Annotated in this window: 20 protein-coding genes; 4 read left to right on the forward strand and 16 right to left on the reverse strand. The window is 59.7% G+C overall.

From position 1 onward, the window contains the following. Nucleotides 1–33: 33 nt before the first annotated feature. From ACR1XV_RS05695 to ACR1XV_RS05745, 11 genes are all read right to left on the reverse strand, one after another. A complete protein-coding gene (locus ACR1XV_RS05695) occupies nucleotides 34–468 on the reverse strand; it encodes a hypothetical protein (protein ID WP_480529426.1) in 435 nt (144 codons plus the stop codon). Nucleotides 469–514: 46 nt separating this feature from the next. Continuing rightward, nucleotides 515–1150: a regulatory protein GemA gene (locus ACR1XV_RS05700; protein ID WP_480529427.1), complete on the reverse strand. Its 636-nt coding sequence runs from the start codon at nucleotides 1148–1150 to the stop codon at nucleotides 515–517. Next, complete coding sequence (locus ACR1XV_RS05705) at nucleotides 1147–1719, reverse strand: hypothetical protein (protein WP_480529428.1); 573 nt, start codon at nucleotides 1717–1719, stop codon at nucleotides 1147–1149. The genes ACR1XV_RS05700 and ACR1XV_RS05705 overlap by 4 nt, the downstream gene beginning before the upstream one ends. Next, a complete protein-coding gene (locus ACR1XV_RS05710) occupies nucleotides 1716–1952 on the reverse strand; it encodes a hypothetical protein (protein ID WP_480529429.1) in 237 nt (78 codons plus the stop codon). The genes ACR1XV_RS05705 and ACR1XV_RS05710 overlap by 4 nt, the downstream gene beginning before the upstream one ends. Next, on the reverse strand, nucleotides 1942–2604 hold the full coding sequence (locus ACR1XV_RS05715) for a DUF3164 family protein (RefSeq protein WP_480529430.1): 663 nt from the start codon (nucleotides 2602–2604) through the stop codon (nucleotides 1942–1944). The genes ACR1XV_RS05710 and ACR1XV_RS05715 overlap by 11 nt, the downstream gene beginning before the upstream one ends. A 26-nt stretch (nucleotides 2605–2630) precedes the next feature. Further along, nucleotides 2631–2945 (reverse strand): helix-turn-helix domain-containing protein, encoded by a 315-nt coding sequence (locus ACR1XV_RS05720; protein WP_480529431.1) that lies wholly within the window; start codon nucleotides 2943–2945, stop codon nucleotides 2631–2633. Beyond that, nucleotides 2945–3955 carry an AAA family ATPase gene (locus tag ACR1XV_RS05725; protein WP_480529432.1) on the reverse strand — a complete coding sequence of 337 codons (1011 nt, stop codon included), beginning with the start codon at nucleotides 3953–3955 and terminating at the stop codon, nucleotides 2945–2947. The genes ACR1XV_RS05720 and ACR1XV_RS05725 overlap by 1 nt, the downstream gene beginning before the upstream one ends. Nucleotides 3956–3988: 33 nt before the next feature. Further along, a complete protein-coding gene (locus ACR1XV_RS05730) occupies nucleotides 3989–5932 on the reverse strand; it encodes a transposase domain-containing protein (RefSeq protein WP_480529433.1) in 1944 nt (647 codons plus the stop codon). Further along, complete coding sequence (locus tag ACR1XV_RS05735) at nucleotides 5929–6750, reverse strand: ParB/RepB/Spo0J family partition protein (protein WP_480529434.1); 822 nt, start codon at nucleotides 6748–6750, stop codon at nucleotides 5929–5931. Before ACR1XV_RS05735 ends, ACR1XV_RS05730 begins: the two co-directional genes overlap by 4 nt. Nucleotide 6751: 1 nt before the next feature. Beyond that, complete coding sequence (locus ACR1XV_RS05740; RefSeq protein WP_480529435.1) at nucleotides 6752–7090, reverse strand: hypothetical protein; 339 nt, start codon at nucleotides 7088–7090, stop codon at nucleotides 6752–6754. A 256-nt stretch (nucleotides 7091–7346) separates the two neighbouring features. Next, nucleotides 7347–7616 carry a hypothetical protein gene (locus ACR1XV_RS05745; protein WP_480529436.1) on the reverse strand — a complete coding sequence of 90 codons (270 nt, stop codon included), beginning with the start codon at nucleotides 7614–7616 and terminating at the stop codon, nucleotides 7347–7349. 109 nt (nucleotides 7617–7725) lie between these two features. Here ACR1XV_RS05745 and ACR1XV_RS05750 point away from each other — a divergent pair, with 109 nt between their 5' ends. From ACR1XV_RS05750 to ACR1XV_RS05760, 3 genes are all read left to right on the forward strand, one after another. Beyond that, nucleotides 7726–8403 carry an XRE family transcriptional regulator gene (locus tag ACR1XV_RS05750; protein ID WP_480529437.1) on the forward strand — a complete coding sequence of 226 codons (678 nt, stop codon included), beginning with the start codon at nucleotides 7726–7728 and terminating at the stop codon, nucleotides 8401–8403. Nucleotides 8404–8954: 551 nt separating this feature from the next. Beyond that, entirely contained in the window at nucleotides 8955–10247 is a 1293-nt protein-coding gene (locus ACR1XV_RS05755; protein WP_480529438.1) for an adenylosuccinate synthase, read from the forward strand. After that, nucleotides 10247–10489 carry a DUF2842 domain-containing protein gene (locus tag ACR1XV_RS05760; RefSeq protein ID WP_480529439.1) on the forward strand — a complete coding sequence of 81 codons (243 nt, stop codon included), beginning with the start codon at nucleotides 10247–10249 and terminating at the stop codon, nucleotides 10487–10489. Before ACR1XV_RS05755 ends, ACR1XV_RS05760 begins: the two co-directional genes overlap by 1 nt. Before the next feature lie 56 nt (nucleotides 10490–10545). On the opposite strand, the gene ACR1XV_RS05765 is transcribed toward ACR1XV_RS05760, so the two are convergent. Next, nucleotides 10546–11088, reverse strand: a complete 543-nt coding sequence (locus ACR1XV_RS05765; protein WP_480529440.1) for a GNAT family N-acetyltransferase — start codon at nucleotides 11086–11088, stop codon at nucleotides 10546–10548. A gap of 225 nt (nucleotides 11089–11313) precedes the next feature. Beyond that, complete coding sequence (locus tag ACR1XV_RS05770; protein WP_480529441.1) at nucleotides 11314–13005, reverse strand: hypothetical protein; 1692 nt, start codon at nucleotides 13003–13005, stop codon at nucleotides 11314–11316. A 122-nt stretch (nucleotides 13006–13127) separates the two neighbouring features. On the opposite strand from ACR1XV_RS05770, the gene ACR1XV_RS05775 reads away from it, so the two are divergent. Then, entirely contained in the window at nucleotides 13128–13835 is a 708-nt protein-coding gene (locus ACR1XV_RS05775; protein WP_480529442.1) for a thiamine diphosphokinase, read from the forward strand. Here ACR1XV_RS05775 and ACR1XV_RS05780 read toward each other — a convergent pair. From ACR1XV_RS05780 to ACR1XV_RS05790, 3 genes are read right to left on the reverse strand one after another with little or no spacing between them, the layout of a single operon-like run. Continuing rightward, nucleotides 13780–14694, reverse strand: coding sequence for a DMT family transporter (locus ACR1XV_RS05780; RefSeq protein ID WP_480529443.1), 915 nt, complete (start codon nucleotides 14692–14694; stop codon nucleotides 13780–13782). The genes ACR1XV_RS05775 and ACR1XV_RS05780 overlap by 56 nt on opposite strands. Nucleotides 14695–14737: 43 nt before the next feature. After that, a complete protein-coding gene (locus ACR1XV_RS05785; RefSeq protein WP_480529444.1) occupies nucleotides 14738–16111 on the reverse strand; it encodes an L-serine ammonia-lyase in 1374 nt (457 codons plus the stop codon). Nucleotide 16112: 1 nt separating this feature from the next. Continuing rightward, nucleotides 16113–16811, reverse strand: a complete 699-nt coding sequence (locus ACR1XV_RS05790; protein WP_480529445.1) for a glutathione S-transferase family protein — start codon at nucleotides 16809–16811, stop codon at nucleotides 16113–16115. Nucleotides 16812–16933: the final 122 nt, after the last annotated feature.

The raw sequence follows: 16933 nt of genomic DNA on the forward strand, positions 1-16933 counted from the left end.
AGCTGCAGGGGATTTGGTAGCGCGCGCTACCCCTTAGCCAAATAGATCAAGCTGACCATCATCAGGACGGAGGGGATCGCCATCATCCTCGGACCTGCCTTCCAGCATGGCCTTGCGGCGGAACACGGTGGTCCGGTGAACCCGCGCGATCTGAGCGATCTTATCTGCGGATACGCCATCAAGGATCATCTGGTCAACCTTCCTGCGGATTTGGTTGATCGATGATGAAGGCCCAAGCGGCAGATCAAGGACGGCACCCGTGGTCCCGCCATAGCCGGCCCGGTAATGCGCACTGATCTTTTCGGCGGCTTCCAGACCAACCGCCTGCACCAGCCAATGATCCGGTTTGATCCGAGCTGGAATAGTCACACGACGCCCCCCGCGCGCATCCGCAATCGCAAGCGCGGCGTTTACACCGGCCACGTCTGCGATCTCGCTTAGCAATGGGGGAAGCCACGAATAGCTCATGCCAACGGCTCACACTGATAGAAATCAATCGAGATAGGGTGCCACATCATGAAACACCTTCTGATTGCAAGGCTCGAATGATATCACCAAGCGCATTCATCACGTTGATCCACCCACTGCGGGTCACATCTGCGAGAGTGGCCGCGCCGGTCACCGACCGAACGAACGCTGGAAAGGTCTGGCTGCTGAAACGGCTGGGCCCGCCCGCATACTGCCACTGGGCAATCGCGATCTTGAAGCCAGGCTGGCGGCTGTAGTCAGGGTCCAGGCGACCGTTTGACCAGTTAACCCCCCGGCGCTCCAGCATCTTTTTCAACGCCTCAATGACCGCAACCGCATCTTCATGATCGCGTATCCAGTTCGCATGGCTGACGCTGGCCTGTTTGACTGCGAATTGGTTCAGCGCCTTGTCGTCGCGGGTGTCGATAAGGCCGAAGTTCCAGCAGGCGATCCAAAGCGCCTGTATCTTCTTGGCATAAGGTCCGGACAACGTATGCTTGCGCACCGATTTGCCCCCACTCATGTCATCCAATGCGGCCAGCAGCGCCCGCGCCTGCTTTGAGGTCAGGTTACGGGTGGACCGCTGACCCGTGTGTTTCTCGACAAAATCGCGCCAGGCCTCATCCTCTTTCAGGGAATGGACCTGACGGCGTTTCGCGTGGATGGCCTTGAGGTGGCTCACTTTGCAGCCCTCCGTTCATCGATGCGCTCGATGAACTTCCGCGCGGCGGCGTGCGCCTCGTGTTCGGTCGTGGCCTCGGGGATGCCCGGCACCAACAGCGTTTTGCCGTCATAGGCATGACGCGCCAGCACCTCAACGATGGGCTTCACCTCATCAGGCTTCCCCGCGGCCAAGCGCACGAGCCCCTGTTCCTGCGGATTGTCGGAATAGCTGATCACGCCATTGCGACCACAATAGACAAAAACCGTCTCGGCGGACTTCGCCTCGTGGGCTTTCATCTTGCGCCGCGCCTGTGCGATCCAGTTCCGGCAAGCACCCTCAAACCCTGCGGTGCAGGTGGAACGGATGCCAAACATGGATATCCGCGCGCCGCGCCAGTCGTCGGCGGCAGAGGCTGGCCATTGTGGATGGTTGTTTAGGTGATTGATCAACGCCGAAATCGCGTCGCTGCGCTTTTGCTTCGAGCGCTCCCACGCACTGTGATCAATGGCGGGCAGCGCATCTGCCAGCCGTTCCAGATCGTCGGCGCATTTCAGGATGGCGGCAGGATCGTGCTTGGTTTTGCTCATGAGATCACCCCCATGTGCGGCACGGATGCCAGAGGCGTCTCAAAGGCCATCTCAGGCAGCGTTTCACCCGGCTCCAGGGGGCGCAGGCCGAGGCAAGCCAACAGCACGGCCATGGCCTCGATCTCATCGTAGGTGCAGCGCTCAGCGCCGCGACGCCCATACTTGTCGATCTTGCCCATCGCCCGGCCGGCAAGGGTGAACATTTCGAGTTCGGTGAACCGGTCAGTCGGCATCTTTGGCCTCCTCGGCATTGGCCAAGTTGATCTGCATCGCCCGGAAGCCAGACTGTGTGTCGGGCCGGGTCGAGATGCGGACAAACTCGCGGGTGCTTTCCACGCGCTGGCTGTCCTTCACGGCTTCCATGGCGCGCTTCCAGGTCGGGTGATCAATCTCAAGGCGGCGCAGGGTGTAAAGCGCGTCGCGGTTCACCTTGCCTTGCTTGTCGACCTCAAAGGCATGGTTCAACAGCGCGCGCACCTCGTCGGGCACCCCTTCGCTGACCTCGTGGATATACTGGTCGACCAGCTTCTTTGCGATCTGCAATTCGGGGCCATATTCGACGTAATCCTGAACGCTGATTTCAACCTTGATCAGACCGTCATAGGATTTGAAGCTGACGTTGCCGCGCCCCCCATCCTTCATGCCGCGCATCTGGGTACCATACTGCTCTGACAGCAGCTCCATCAGCGCCCCCAGATCGTCATAGGTATGACTGCGGAACCGGGCAATCTGGCTCATCAGCTCAACGGCGTAGCGGTGGATCTCGCGCACCGTCTCATCGATCTGCCGGTCGCTTGGTTTGACCAGGTGATACGGCACCTGATGACCCTTGCTATTGATCAGGAATTCGGGGTCAGGGCGGAGTTCGTTTGCAGGCTTGTTCATTGCTGAACCTTTCATCTGAGTGGGGTTTAATGACCGGCTGTTTTCAGCAGCGCGGTTTCAAGAAGCTTCTGAGCCACTTCGGACGGCGACAGGCCGGAACGCTCGGCTTCGCGGACAAGCAGCGAGTTCAAGCGGTTGTTGATGACGATTGATGAAACCGAAGCACGTTCCGGTGGAGCGGCATTAACCGTCCTGAAATGCGGAATTTCGGTACCGTTGGAACGGGCCCAGCGGATGGCCGAATAAACCTTGTCCACATTGCAGCCCAGAAGGCGCGCTATCGAAGCCGGCGGCATACGTTTCTTTGCCAGATCAACGATTTTGACTCTTGAAACGGTCATCAGACGGGACCTCCGCCTCGGCGCTGGTACGCCGCGCGCAAATCCTCCGCCATCAAACCCCGGTCCATGCCGCGAGCGATCATGCAGGCCGCTTTCAGTGTTTGAGTAAGAGCCCTGTATGCGCCGGGTCGCGAAGCGATGCTGATTGCGACCTCGCGGATATCCTTTTCGTGGATATCCCAAGCATCCAGAATAAGCCCCACATCGTCGCGATCTGAGCGCATAATGCTCAGGCGATCCCCAACGCGACTGATGACCTGAGGGGACGCATGGCGCTGATCACGGCTGGCATAGGGCGTGGTTGTTTCATCGTTGCCCAGCAAGACGATGCCGCAATCAGCGAGATCGCCAAAGGTTCGCAACTGGTTAATGCAGGCCTCGTTCAGGTTCTGCGCCTCATCAACGATCAGCAATGCGCTGAAACCGTCGCGAGACAGGGCCTTGGTGATCAAGCCTTCCAGTTCCACGGCATTTGACGTTTTGATCCCCAACTGCCGCCCGATCGCGACCATCATCGTGTTGGGAGTACGGCTGGACGGGCTCAAGGTGACGTGAATGACATGCGGGCGGCTTCTGGTGAAAGCGCGCGCGGCCATGGTTTTTCCGAGACCCGAGACAATCGTAACGATCGACATCGTGGACAGAGCCTGCGCGTATGCAAATGTCTCGAACAAGCGGCGCGCGACCGATGTCTGAACAAAGCCGGGGTCAGCCGGAAGCGATGAGGCCGCTTTCGATGCCTCCGCATAAGAGGTCAGGAAGTTCTCGACCCGCAGCGTTGTCGTGTCGTAGCGGCCATTATAGGTGCCATCATACCAGCCTGAGAAAGTGCCGATCGCGATATCAGCGCGGCGGGCCACCTCGGATTTTGTCCAGCCGTTTTCTGCGGCATAGTGGGATACGCGCTGAGTGGCACTTTTCCAACGGTCCATCAAATCGGTATCGTCGATCTGCGGTGTCTTTTTCGGCTCGGGCCAGCCGCCGATTTCTGTTTTCGTTTGCGCATTCATGTCAACTCTCCTCAGGTATTGATCACGGACGGTTCAGCCGTCCGGCTTCTGGTTGCTCGGGTGGTCAAAAATGCTGGACACGCCCAGCGATGCGGCCAGACCGCGCCCGAAGGCGTCTGATATGGACGTGTCGGAAAGGGTCGTGTGGGCGGTGGTCTCGGTATGCAGGCCAACCACCTTGGGATGTTCGATAACATCCGGGTTCACCTTCGGAAGTTTTGCGGCGACTTGTGCCGGTGTCAGCAGGCGACCTAGCCGTAAAACCTCGCGCTGTGCCTTCAAAAACTCGCGTTTTAGCTTGGCATGTTCCCGCGCCGCTTCGGCGTCGTTGAACCCAACCGCTTCAATGCATGGCGCGCGGTCGATGAACACTCCGTCCATGGTGTAGACAAACAGATCATCATGCAGGTTTTCGGGGTCGAACCGCACCATCAGCTTCTTGCCCGCATATGCAATCAGGTGTTCGGACCAATAGCGATTGTCGGCGAGATGGATCTCGCCATTGCCGCGCCGCGCAGTCTTACCTTCGCCCGCCAAAAGAAAGAACTGGCGCTGCAGGGCAGTAGCCTTGCGAACAATGACGCCGGGTTGTTCGAGGCTTTCTTTAAACACCGCGGCGAAACTGCGTCCTTTAGCGGTTTGAGTGTTGCGATCAGCCCGAGCATTGTGCCGCATGATCTGCTCCGCTACGAACTTGCGAAATTCATCTATTGGGATTGCACGGGAGCGGTAGTTCTCGGGCTTTGCATCAATATGGTTGCCCGTAAATGCGCCGTCTACTTCGGGGTGCCGGCTGATGCGATCCACCATGTCACGCCATGCCCGTTCAATCGGTTTGGCCTGTCCATGGTAAGGGGTGGTGTTGTGAACTTCGACGCCAAGCTGGGTCAGAACACCTTTCGGTTCTTCCTCTTTCACCTTGAACCGAAAGCGGTGTTTCATGCCGCCGGTGATCCATTTCGACATGAACGCACGCCCGTTATCGAAATAGACATGATCCGGGATACCCCAGCTTTCGATCATGTCGGCGATAGCGAGGCGGGTGGTTTCCTTATTCTCAGTTCGAGAAATCCGGTGGCTCAGCACCATGCCGGAATAGACATCCTGAAAACCGATCAGACAGGGGCGACCAATCGAGCCATCATCGAATTTCACGAACACATCAAAGACGTGACCATCCGCGTTGACCGCTTCCATTGCATGAAACACGGTGCGATCGCGGGTCTGGGCAGGATAAAGCTTGGCAGCTTCCGCTTGCCCCTTGCGCGCCAATACGATCGCGGACTGACCGATCTCTTTCTCAATGCGACGTTTCAGAGTGGGCTTGGAAGGGATCGGGCTCCAACCATTGGCTTCAGCCGCCTCTTTCATACGCTCATAGGAACTGGCGAAGCTTGGTTCAGATGGCCGCAAATAGTCACTCACCAGAAAATCGAAGGCGCGGGTATCACAGGGCGCTGTGGCCGTTCGCCCTTTGAAGTCAGGTAAGAGCGCAGGGAGCCAGTCGTTTTTGTGGAGCCCCCGCACGGCATCCATCCAGCGATAGAGTGTCCGCTGAGGGGTCTGCGTCTTGGTCTCAACAAGTGCCATCGCAACACCTTCCTGTTGCGTTTCGCGCAACTTGGCCACGCGTTGCACAATGAGGAGACGGCGCTTCGCTTCTTCCTGACAAGAACCAGGCGATCGACCGAAGCGCAGCCATAGGGTTTCGGAAATCAGCTCGGATCGTTCGTCGTTTTGGTTCAGTTCGGCTTCTTCAACGAGGTGCTTTGCGATGATGTGATCAATCACCGGCTTGGGCAGTATTGTATAGAAATACTCCCGGCGGGTGCCGCCGTTCCCTTCGACTTCACGGCAGCGGTTGCAGTCATCGTTCCAGTCCCTTTCGTCGGCAAATTTTCGCAACCCAAACAGAGTTTTGGGAAAGCTTGGATGCTGCAATGCCGCCAAGTCTGAAATGGACCACCATTCTTTCATTGGGCAGCCTCCTCTGAATCAAGCTCTGCGAGAAGGACCCTCAGATCATTTGCAAACTCGCGTACAAATTCACGCTTCCAGGCTTTCTTGGCCTGCCCCCAAGCGGAGGTTTGTTTGGTAAACCACTGATCGCTTGGCGCCACCGGTTTGGGCTTGTCACCTTGATCGCCAACAGCGATGCGCCAATCACCTACTGTCGCGTAGGGGCCATCAAGAAGAGCGCGCGCGCAGGCCCTTTGTTGATCGGGGGCAAGCTCGGATATCGCCCTAATTTGGACTTCGTTGTCGGCGACGGGGCCTTGCGCTAAGAGGTTCAGTGCATCTGGGTGCAAGAGCTTGTATAGCTTGCGAGCGTTGTAGATTGCGCGCCGACTAAGGTCTAACTTGGACTGCAAGTGCTCTGTTGGATTTTCAAAGTGCAAACTTTGCACTTTGAATTCCTCGCTTCGCCGATCACCGCCTTGCTGTCGGTCTGGGTTGTTCCGCGCGAACAGCTCATCGCTCTTGCCGATGAACTTAATGCGTGCTGCTTTCGTCAGTTCAGCTCGAACGAGATTGCTATCAATCTCGATCCGCTCGGCCTCGCTATTGCTCAGTTTACGGACATCGCATTTGATTTCGTCGAGGCCCAGCAGTTCATGCGCCCGGTATCTATGTGCACCATCTACAATGGTGTATTCACCATCACCCAGCGAACGAACGATAATCGGATAATTCAGGCCGTTTTCCTTGATGGAACCAGCCATTTCCATGGCTTCGACGTCATCCACATGGCGCAGACGATTATGAAGTTTGATAGCATTCAGAGATATCAGCACCTTAGTCGTCTCCATCCTTATCCGCACCGGAAAGGAGTTCGATCAACTCACCGTAACAATCATCTAGAAAGGACGCCGCGATCGTTCTGAAATTGTGGTGGGCTAAGAACTGCTGATTGCGGGCGTAAGTGTGTGCTTCTGTTGCTGTTTCGTACGACCCATCAGGATCATCATATTCGATTTGGGCTTCCCTGACTTTGATATCTGCAAGCTCGACCTCGCAATGAGCCCGCCTCATGACGACGAGCGCCTTGATCAGTTTGTTGTTTTGACTGCTACCGGACTTCATTTCAAAATCTCCCCAATCCAGAGCCCGCCAAAGAGAATGACGAACAAACATGCTGCGCCGATCACGTCGCCAAAGATCTCGGTGAGCGGGTTCCGACAAAGGCGACGCCAGATCGAAACCGGGGCTCGTTGGCCCTCAGTCGATCCGGCGTCGCAACCGCTCGGGAATTGGTGTTCCGTGAGTGACGAGCGGGTGACTGGAAAGGTCCTCGAGGGCCGAGCAGAACCCTCGGGGAAGTTTGCCCGACCAGAGGACAGGTCCTGAGGCAGGTCGGTCGGGCTATGAGAAGTGCGATCGGTTTGCGGCATCATGAAGCTCCATTCTTGAGCTTCTCGGCCTCTTCCAACATGCGAGTGATGTAGAGGTGCTCAACCATTTCGCGGCCAACGAGATCGATGATCCGCTCGCGAAACTCTGCGGCCTTGTTGTTCATGGACATGCCAAAACACGCGTTGCGGAAATGCGTGTAATCCAAGCCGTTCTCCTCAGAGATTGCTTTGGCCGATTTGTTTTGGATGCGGAGAGCGCCCATTATCGCGCCCTGCAGGATTGCACCGGGTATCATTTCAATTTTCATAGGCTTCGCCTCGTACTCTTAATACGACCCTAATGCCATTAATAATACTGTATCGTCAATACTCAAAATACGATTTGCCCGAATCGTATTTCATGGGCACAAAGCCCAAATGGACCAATACCTTACGAATTTGAGTGAACGCATGAGGGCCGCAGCAAGAGCAAAGGGCTATACCATTGCGGATATCGCGGCTGCCTTGGAAATGAAGCACTCTGCGGTAAGTCACTATTTCAATGGCATAAATGAGCCTAAAACACGAACTTTGCTTAAGTTCTCCGAGATTGTCGGGGTCTCTATTCAGGACCTCTTGCAGCCAGCAAGTGAAACGACTGAAGATGCTGAAGAGGTCGATCTCACAGCCGATGAGTATGTCAAACTTCCAGTGCGGGACGGTACGGTCGAGAGCGGTTCGGGAAGCAAACCAGCTCTAAACGAAATCATAGGCCAGATGGCGTTCAGCAAATCATGGCTTGATGCACATGGCATGGCACCCTCAGAGTGCTCGTTGATTCTGATCCAGGACAAACAAATGGCACCCACGCTTGTCCCTGAAGATATTGTTCTGATCGACCATCGAAAAACAAACCCTGTTGGGAAAGAAGTTTACGCGCTTCGCTCGGATGACGGACAACTCTGGGTTCGAAGATTAGAGGTCGAACTAGATAAGTTGGGTCTCTTTGTACACTGCGACAACTCTGAATATCGGACCCTTCTAATACCCCACGATAAACGCGAGGCCAGCCCGATCATCGGGAAGGTTGTATGGTCTTCTCGTAAGTGGCCTTAATTGACAAAATTCTGTTGCCACCTTGATTTAAGTACGCCCAAACGAAATAGCGCGTTTACGCCCTATTTCGTTGATCTTTAAAGAGTTTCACGCTGCGCTTTCAAAGGTAGCAACTGAGTTGCCACCTTGTCTTCGCAGGCCTTTCAAAACCGGAGTCGACTTTGAAAGATGCTTGATTTCCTGGTTGCCTTGTTTCATTGGGTTTTGAAGCCGTTTTGAAAAGCTATCGAAAGCCGCTCGAAGCCGAGGCGAAAATGTCAGAGCAAGTTTGTCATCGCCCCGAATTCGCACCGCGCTGCCAGTTCAAGTTTTTCGCGCGGCTTGTTGGGTTTCCGGGCAATGTGCCCTCAATCGCCTTGTTTTGTTGGGCTTCCGGGTAATTCCGTGTAAAACCACTTAATCCCGTTTAGTTGTCAATTCATATGTTTCGTAACACCGGAGGCACCGCGCGGCACGCGCGGTTCTGATCTGCGGCGAATTATCGGTTTCCCTGCCGCGGTCGCGCCGCTATACGAGCCGGGTTTGAAGACTCAGCGTAAAAAGGACCGGATATGGCCAACGTGGTTGTTGTCGGCGCCCAATGGGGTGACGAGGGAAAAGGCAAGATCGTCGACTGGCTCAGCGAGCGGGCGGATGTGATCGCGCGTTTTCAGGGCGGGCATAATGCCGGGCATACGCTGGTGATTGACGGTGAGGTTTACAAGCTGCACGCGCTGCCTTCGGGTGTTGTACGTGGCGGCAAGCTGAGTGTCATTGGCAACGGCGTTGTTCTGGACCCGTGGCATCTGATCAAGGAGATCGGCACGATCCGGGCGCAGGGTGTGGATATTACTCCTGAGACGCTGATGATTGCCGAGAACACGCCGCTGATCCTGCCGTTCCATGGTGAGTTGGACCGGGCGCGCGAGAGTCAGAACTCGGTGGCCAAGATCGGGACCACCGGTCGTGGGATCGGGCCGTGTTATGAGGATAAGGTGGGGCGTCGGGTGATCCGGGTGGCTGATCTGGCTGATGACGCGACTTTGGCGTTGCGGGTGGATCGGGCGTTGGTGCATCACAATGCGCTGCGCAGCGGGCTGGGGCTGGAGCCGATTGACCGGGATGGGCTGATCGCGCAGCTGAAAGAGATTGCGCCTGAGATTCTGCCGTTTGCGGCTCCGGTCTGGAAGGTGCTGAATGAAAAGCGCAAGGCGGGTAAGCGTATCTTGTTCGAAGGCGCGCAGGGCGCTTTGCTTGACATTGATTTCGGGACCTATCCGTTTGTGACCTCGTCCAACGTGATTGCCGGTCAGGCTGCGACCGGCGTGGGGATCGGGCCGGGGTCGATTGATTTCGTGCTGGGGATCGTTAAGGCCTATACCACCCGCGTGGGTGAGGGGCCGTTTCCGACCGAGCTGGGCGATGCCGATGGGCAGCGTCTGGGTGAGCGGGGGCATGAGTTCGGCACCACCACCGGCCGGAAGCGCCGCTGTGGCTGGTTCGATGCCTGTCTGGTGCGTCAGACCTGTGCCACAAGCGGTGTGAACGGCATTTCGTTGACCAAGCTGGATGTGCTGGATGGGTTCGAGACGCTGAAAATCTGTGTGGGGTATGAGTTGGACGGCACCCGCCTGGACTATCTGCCGACCGCAGCCGACCAGCAGGCGCGCTGCACGCCGGTCTATGAAGAGATGCCGGGATGGAGCGAATCCACCGAGGGCGCGCGCAGCTGGGCCGATTTGCCCGCCAATGCGATCAAATATGTGCGCCGGGTCGAGGAACTGATCGACTGCCCCGTCGCGCTGCTGTCCACCAGCCCGGAGCGGGAGGACACCATTCTGGTGACCGACCCGTTTGCCGACTGATGAGCGGGGACGATAAGCCCGGCCTCAGCTATAAGGCGCGGCGGCGGTGGTCGCTGGTCATTCTGGTGGTCGGGCTGCCGCTTTACATCATGGTTGCGGTGCGGGTGATCAGCCTGTTCGACCGCCCGCCGATCCTGATCGAGTTGTTGGTCTATATCGTGCTGGGTATCCTCTGGGTGCTGCCGTTCAAGTTCGTGTTCCGCGGGGTTGGCAAGGAAGACCCCGATCAGGATCAGAACTGATCCCTGTAGGAAATAGCTTTGGTCGGGGGTGCAAGCCATGTCGCAGGCGCTGGCCTTCAGTTTCCGACCCTGAACACCGCCCGGGCAAAGGCGTGGTATTCGCCCGCGATCTCTTGCGCCATGCTGAAGGGGGTGGGCCAGGGCGGGGTGAGCCGGGCCGCGATCTCTCCGGTCGTTAGGTTCAGATCGGCACGGTGTTTGAGCGCCAGGCGGCGCATCCTCTGATTGGTGGCAAGGCAGATCATGTGCACCTCGCGGATGCCCCGGTTGCGGGCTCCGGCGATGATGCGCGACAGAAGGGCGTCGCCGATGCCGCGGTCCTGCCAGGGGGCCTCGACGGTGAAGGCGGCCTCGGCGCTGCGGGGACGGTCGCCGGTCAGAGGGCGCAGCTCGGCCATGCCGCGCAGGCAGGGGTCGGGGAACGCGCCGTAGACCAGCGAGGGGCCGTCGAACACGGTTTCGGCGTAGTGCTGCAGGAAATCGGCGGGAACGGGTGCCCCGAAACGTGACCGCAGCGCATCCGCGCCAAGCGTGCGCAGATGGGTTGCGACAAGGGGCTTGTCAAAGACGCGCAGGCGTCGGATGGCCAGATCATTCATGCCGGATACCTCGGGGGCGGTTGCGGATCGAGCGATGACGTCATTTCCGGAGCAGAGCCTAGCAGATTTCTGCGGTGCAGCGTCAACCGACGCGACGTCAGTCAGCGAATGACAGGGTAGAGCCCGTGCCGGGGCACAATATTCAGGCAAACGCACAAGCAAAGGGCCAGAGTTGCCTCTGGCCCTGTCGCGTTTCGAGGGGGGTATTTCTGTGTGGCCGGGGGCTTAGCCCGCGGCGCGTTCGTCGTCATCGGGGCGGAACCCGATCTGGGTCGACGCCGCAAAGCGCCCGCCGCCGGCCTTTTCGATCTTGCCGTCGCGCAGCAACTGGCCGAACGACCGCAGGCTTTCTTCGCGGTTGAACGCCTCTTGCTTGAGCGAGCGGACCTTGTTCATCAGCTGCGGCCGCGAGAACTGTTCCTGGCCTTCGATGAAGGACAGGTATGAGGCCGCGGCCTCGAGCAGGTCGGGCAGCGACTGGGCACCCTGTTCCTGCGCGAAGGTGGCAAAGCCGCCTTCTTCATCGGCAGCACCTTCTTCGACCGTGGTTACGCGGCGCGGGGTCACCGGGGGGGCGTCGGCGTCGTCATCCGAGGCGTCGACGCGCTGCTCGGCCACCAGTTTCAGCGGTGCGGCAGCCGGGGCCGTCGGGCGGGCGCTGGTGACGTGAACCTCGGGGCGGCGGGGGCTGACGACCGAGGCCAGATCGCCGCGATACTCATCCTCGGGGCCGGTGGCGGTGTCGCCACCCTTGGCGCGCTCGGCCTCGGTTGCGGCAACGGCGGTGCGCAGGTGCGAATAGGTTTCGCGCTGATCGCTGGTGGCCGGATCGTCCAGCCGCGCGCCAGCGGTGTCCATCAGGCGCGAGACGTCCTGATCCAGACCCGACATCGGTTCGGTCGGGGTGGCGGCGGCCAGTTCGGATTCGACCAATGCGATTTCATCCAGCAGCAGCGCCTCGTCCTCGGCCGAGATCACGTCGCGGGCGATATCGGCCAGCGCCTCGGAGGGGGCCTCGTCCGCGTCGGTCTCGGCGCTCAGGATGTTGGGCTCGTCCTCGGGGGTCTCTTCGGCGTCCGGGGTGTCGTCGAGATCCGAGAACAGGACGTCACTGTCTGTCACGTCACTTTCTGCAACTTCAGCGGGCGTATCGTCCTGTTGTGCGGTCTCGTCTTCCTCGACCTCGGGTGCGGAGACCAGAGCGGTCAGGTCGATGTCGTCCTCGGTGGTTTCGTCCTCGTATGTGTCGTCTGCCGCCAGGGCCGAGGTCAGGTCGGCAAGGTCGACGCCATCCTGTTCGATGTCTTCAACCGGTTCCTGGGCAGGGGCGGCGCTGTCTTCGGCCTGTTCCGGCAAGGGGGCCGGTTCGTCCAGATCGGCGGGGCTGAGGGCGCCGGCCTCGAACGCGGCCGAGATCGCGTCGACCTGCGGTTCGGCGGGCTGGAGATAGCTGGTGTCCTCATCCTCGGCATAGGCCGGGGGGGTGTCGTGGGAATGCGAGACCACGGCGCGGATACGCTGCAGCTTGGCCGCGATACTGTCGGCAGCCGGTGCGGGCTCGGCTGCGGATGCGGCCGGGGGCGTGATGCTGGTGGCGGGCTGCGCAGGTTCGGGGGCCGGGGCAGGCGCGATGGCAGCGGGGGTCGGTGCTGCGGCGGTGGCCTCGGTTGCGCGCAGCAGCAGGCCGCTGTCGCTTTGGCTGGCTTCGACCCGGCGGGCGACATCGCGCTGGGCGATGCGGGTCAGCATTTCGGCGTCGGGCTGAGGGGGTTCTGATCCGAAATAGCGGTCATCGGCCGCAAGATCGCGGAAGTATTCGGCAATGGCCTTCATCGTTTCAAATGAATCGTCGAAGCCTTCCAAAGTGCACGAGAAGGTCCCGTAAGAAACGGTTAATACCTTGTTGTTCTGTACCATCAGACGCACGTCCTCTACAAACTACCAAGTCACATTGCCCAACACAGCTTTGGGCAATCGACTTCAAACTGTAGCTATGAGTCTATCATTTTGTGGTCTCATTATGTCCAAAACCGGGAAATATGGTCAATCTTGCGAAAAATGCGTCAATTGTTCGGGCCGAGGGGGCAATCGGGCTGTTTGGCGGTGGGGAAATCGGCCCCAGTGACGTGAATCTGGTGCTGGAGCGGGTCGATTCTGCCGTCGCGGCGGATGGCGGCGCGGCGGCGCTGCTTGATTCGGGGCGTATTCCGGATGCGGTGATCGGGGATTTCGACTCGCTGACGGCAGCCCATCGGGCGCGGATTCCCGAGTATCGGTTGTTTCCGATCCAAGAACAGGACAGCACGGATTTCGACAAGGCGCTGCGCCATGTTCAGGCCCCTTTGGTGCTGGCTGCGGGGTTTCTGGGCGCGCGGGTTGATCATCAGTTGGCGGCCTTCAACACCCTTGTGCGTTGGCCGGATCGGGCCTGCCTGCTGCTTGGCGCGCATGAGGTCGTGTTTCTGGCGCCGCCCCGGATCACGCTGAATATGGCCGCAGGGGCCACCGTGTCATTGTTTCCATTTCGGCGCATAACGGGGCGCAGTCGGGGGCTGGAATGGCCGATTGACGATCTGGTGCTTGAGCCGGACGGGCGGGTCGGGACCTCGAACCGGGTGGTCGGAGAGGTAACGCTTGAGGTGGACGATCCGGGCCTGCTGGTGATGGTGCCGCGGGGGGCGTTGGATCAGGTCATGCAGGCGTTTCTGTCGGGCCGGTGCGGGCATTGGCCCGCTCGTGCAGGATGACGTAAAGCCCGGCGGCGATGGTGATCAGGATGCCGAGGGCGGCCAGCCCGTTGGGCAGGTCGCGGAAGATCAGCCAACCGATCAGGGTGGCGACGGGAATTTCCAGATATTGCATCGGGGCCAGCGTCGCCGAGGGCGCATAGCGCAGCGACCATGTCATCAGCAGATGCGCCACCGTGCCCAGAACACCGATGGCCAGCAGCAGCCAGAGCGTCTCGGCGTTGGGGGTGATGAACGACATCTGACCGACACCTGCGCGCGTTCCCAGCAGCAGGACCGGCAGCAGGATCACCGTTGCCATCCCCCCGGACACGGCCTGCAGCGCGATGGGGTCGACCTCTTTGGCGATCTGCCGCGTGACCAGCATGAACAGGGCAAACACCACGGCAACGATCAGCGGCAACAGGGCGGGGGCTCCGACTTCGGCAAAGCTGGGCTGGATCACCAGCAAAGTGCCGATGAAGCCGACGATACAGGCGCTCAGACGGCGAGGGCCGACCTGTTCGCCCAGCACGAAGCGACCCAGCAGAAGCATGATGAAGGGCATGACAAAGGCGATGGCGACCGCATCGGCCAGTGGCAGGAACAGCAGTGCGCTGAACATGGCCGAAATACCGGCGATATGCAGCAGCGTACGGATCACCGTCAGCCGCAGAACGCGCCCGCGCATCCGCCACGGGCGGCCCGTTGCCGCAATCAGCGGGGCCAGAATGATGACCTGCACCAAAAAACGCACCCAGACGAGCAGGGCGATGGGCGTGGTCTCGCCCAGCACTTTGGCCATGGCATCACCCAGCGGGGCAAGCACGCAAAAGCCAAGCATCAGAAAGATGCCGAGAATGGGACGATCCTGGGTCATGTCGGGCACGCTAGGTTAAGGCGTGCCCGGGGGAAAGGGTTATTCAGCAGTTGGGGACGTTGACGGCCAGCCCGCCCAGCGAGGTTTCCTTGTATTTCTCATGCATGTCATGGCCGGTCTGGCGCATGGTCTCGATCACTGCGTCCAGCGGGACAAAGTGGTGTCCGTCACCACGCAAGGCCAGCGAGGCGGCCGAGACCGCCTTGATCGCGCCCAGACCGTTGCGCTCGATACAGGGCACCTGAACCAGCCCGGCAACGGGATCGCAGGTCATACCCAGGTGATGTTCCAGTGCGATCTCGGCGGCGTTCTCCACCTGCTCGGGCGTGCCGCCCATCACCGCGCAAAGCCCGGCGGCGGCCATGGCCGAGGCGCTGCCGACCTCGGCCTGACACCCGGCTTCGGCGCCTGAGATCGAGGCGTTGTACTTGACCAGACCGCCAATGGCGGCGGCCGTCAGCAGGAAATCCTCAATCCGGGTTTCGGACGCACCGGGCACGTGATCGAGGTAATAGCGCAGCACCGCAGGCAGCACGCCTGCCGCGCCGTTGGTGGGGGCGGTGACGACCTGTCCTCCGGCGGCGTTTTCCTCGTTCACGGCCATGGCGTAGACGCTCATCCAGTCGTTGATCGTGTGCGGGGCGTTCAGGTTCATGCCGCGTTCGGCCACCAGCGCGTCGTGGATGCCCTTGGCGCGACGGCGCACATGCAACCCGCCGGGCAGGATGCCGTCGGTGGTCAGGCCACGCTCGATACAGTCGTTCATCACCTGCCACAGCCGGGCAGAGCCTTTGGCAAAGCTTTCCGGACAGCCACGGGCAATTTCATTGGCGCGCTTCATTTGTGCGATGCTTTTGCCGCTGGCGCGCGCCATATCCAGCATCTCGACCGCCGATTTGAACGGGAAGGGCACCGGTTTGCCTTCATCCGTGTCCTTGCCTTCGGCCAGTTCCTCTTCGGTCAGGACAAAGCCGCCGCCGACCGAGTAAAACACCTGCCGCAGAATCACGTCGCCCTGCGCGTCGGTGGCCATCAGGATCATGCCGTTGGCATGGCCGGGCAGGTTGTGTTCGAAGTCAAAAACCAGATCGGTTTTGGGATCGAACCGCAGCTTTGGCAGGCCTTCAGGCGACACCGTGTGGGTCTCATGTATCTGGGCCAGCGCGGCCTCGGCCTTGTCGTTGTCATAGGTGTCGGGAACAAAGCCCGCGAGGCCAAGGATGGTGGCGCGGTCGGTCGCGTGGCCGACACCGGTAAAGGCCAGCGAGCCGTGCAGCGATCCGCGCAGGCCCGAGAACTCGAATGGCGATTCCCGCATCATGTCGAGGAACCTTGCGGCGGCAACCATGGGGCCCATGGTATGAGACGAGGACGGGCCGATGCCCACTTTGAACATTTCGAAGACAGAGAGAAACATGTCAGGTAGCTGAGCCTTCTGGTGGATTGGCATGGGTCGGAGAGGTGAAGGGGGTGGCCCCCAACCCCTCGGCTTTGATTGCGGCGCGCGTTGCGGGGCGCATTTCCAACTGCATCAGGATGGTCTGCAGATATGGGGTGTCGGCCAGTTGATACCAACTGCGGTCGGCCTGTGCGGGATAAAGCGCCATCCAGCGCATCATGCAGGCGACGTAATAGGTCAGAACCGAGGGCTGCGTGCTGAACCAGTCGGGGCCTTGATGGGCCAGCGCGTCGAGCACTTGCAGGTGCTGGCGCAGCCGGGGGCGGATGCCCCCGCGTAAGGCTTCGGCCTGTGCGGCCTCAATGTATTTCTCGGCGTAGAACAGGATGCGCAGGTCGGCGTGCAGGGTGTTCGAGGCAAAGAACAAGTATTTCAGAAACGCAGCGCGGTCGGGGCTGTCGGGGCCGGGGGCCATCTGGCTATGCGTATCGCCCAGCCACAGCAAGATCGCGGCGGTTTCAAAGATCGGGCCCTGTGGGGTTTCCAGCACCGGGATCAGCCCGTTGGGGTTCAACGCCCGATAGGCCGCACTGTCCTGTTCGTTCCGGGCGCGGTCGACCAGAACGGTGTCATAGGGCAGGCCCATCTCTTCCAACACCAGCCGGATCACCAGCGAGGCGTTGTCGGGGGCGTAATGCAGGCGGTGCGGCGTCTCCATGACCTCTATCTATGTGCTGCGGCGGCGGTACGTCACCCTGATTGCGACGTTTCCTATCGGAAAGGCGTATTCCAGCGGCATGTTAGCACAGGTGCGGGGCGATTTGCCTCTCGCAGTCGTTG

Source organism: Ruegeria sp. AD2(2025), assembly GCF_056542385.1.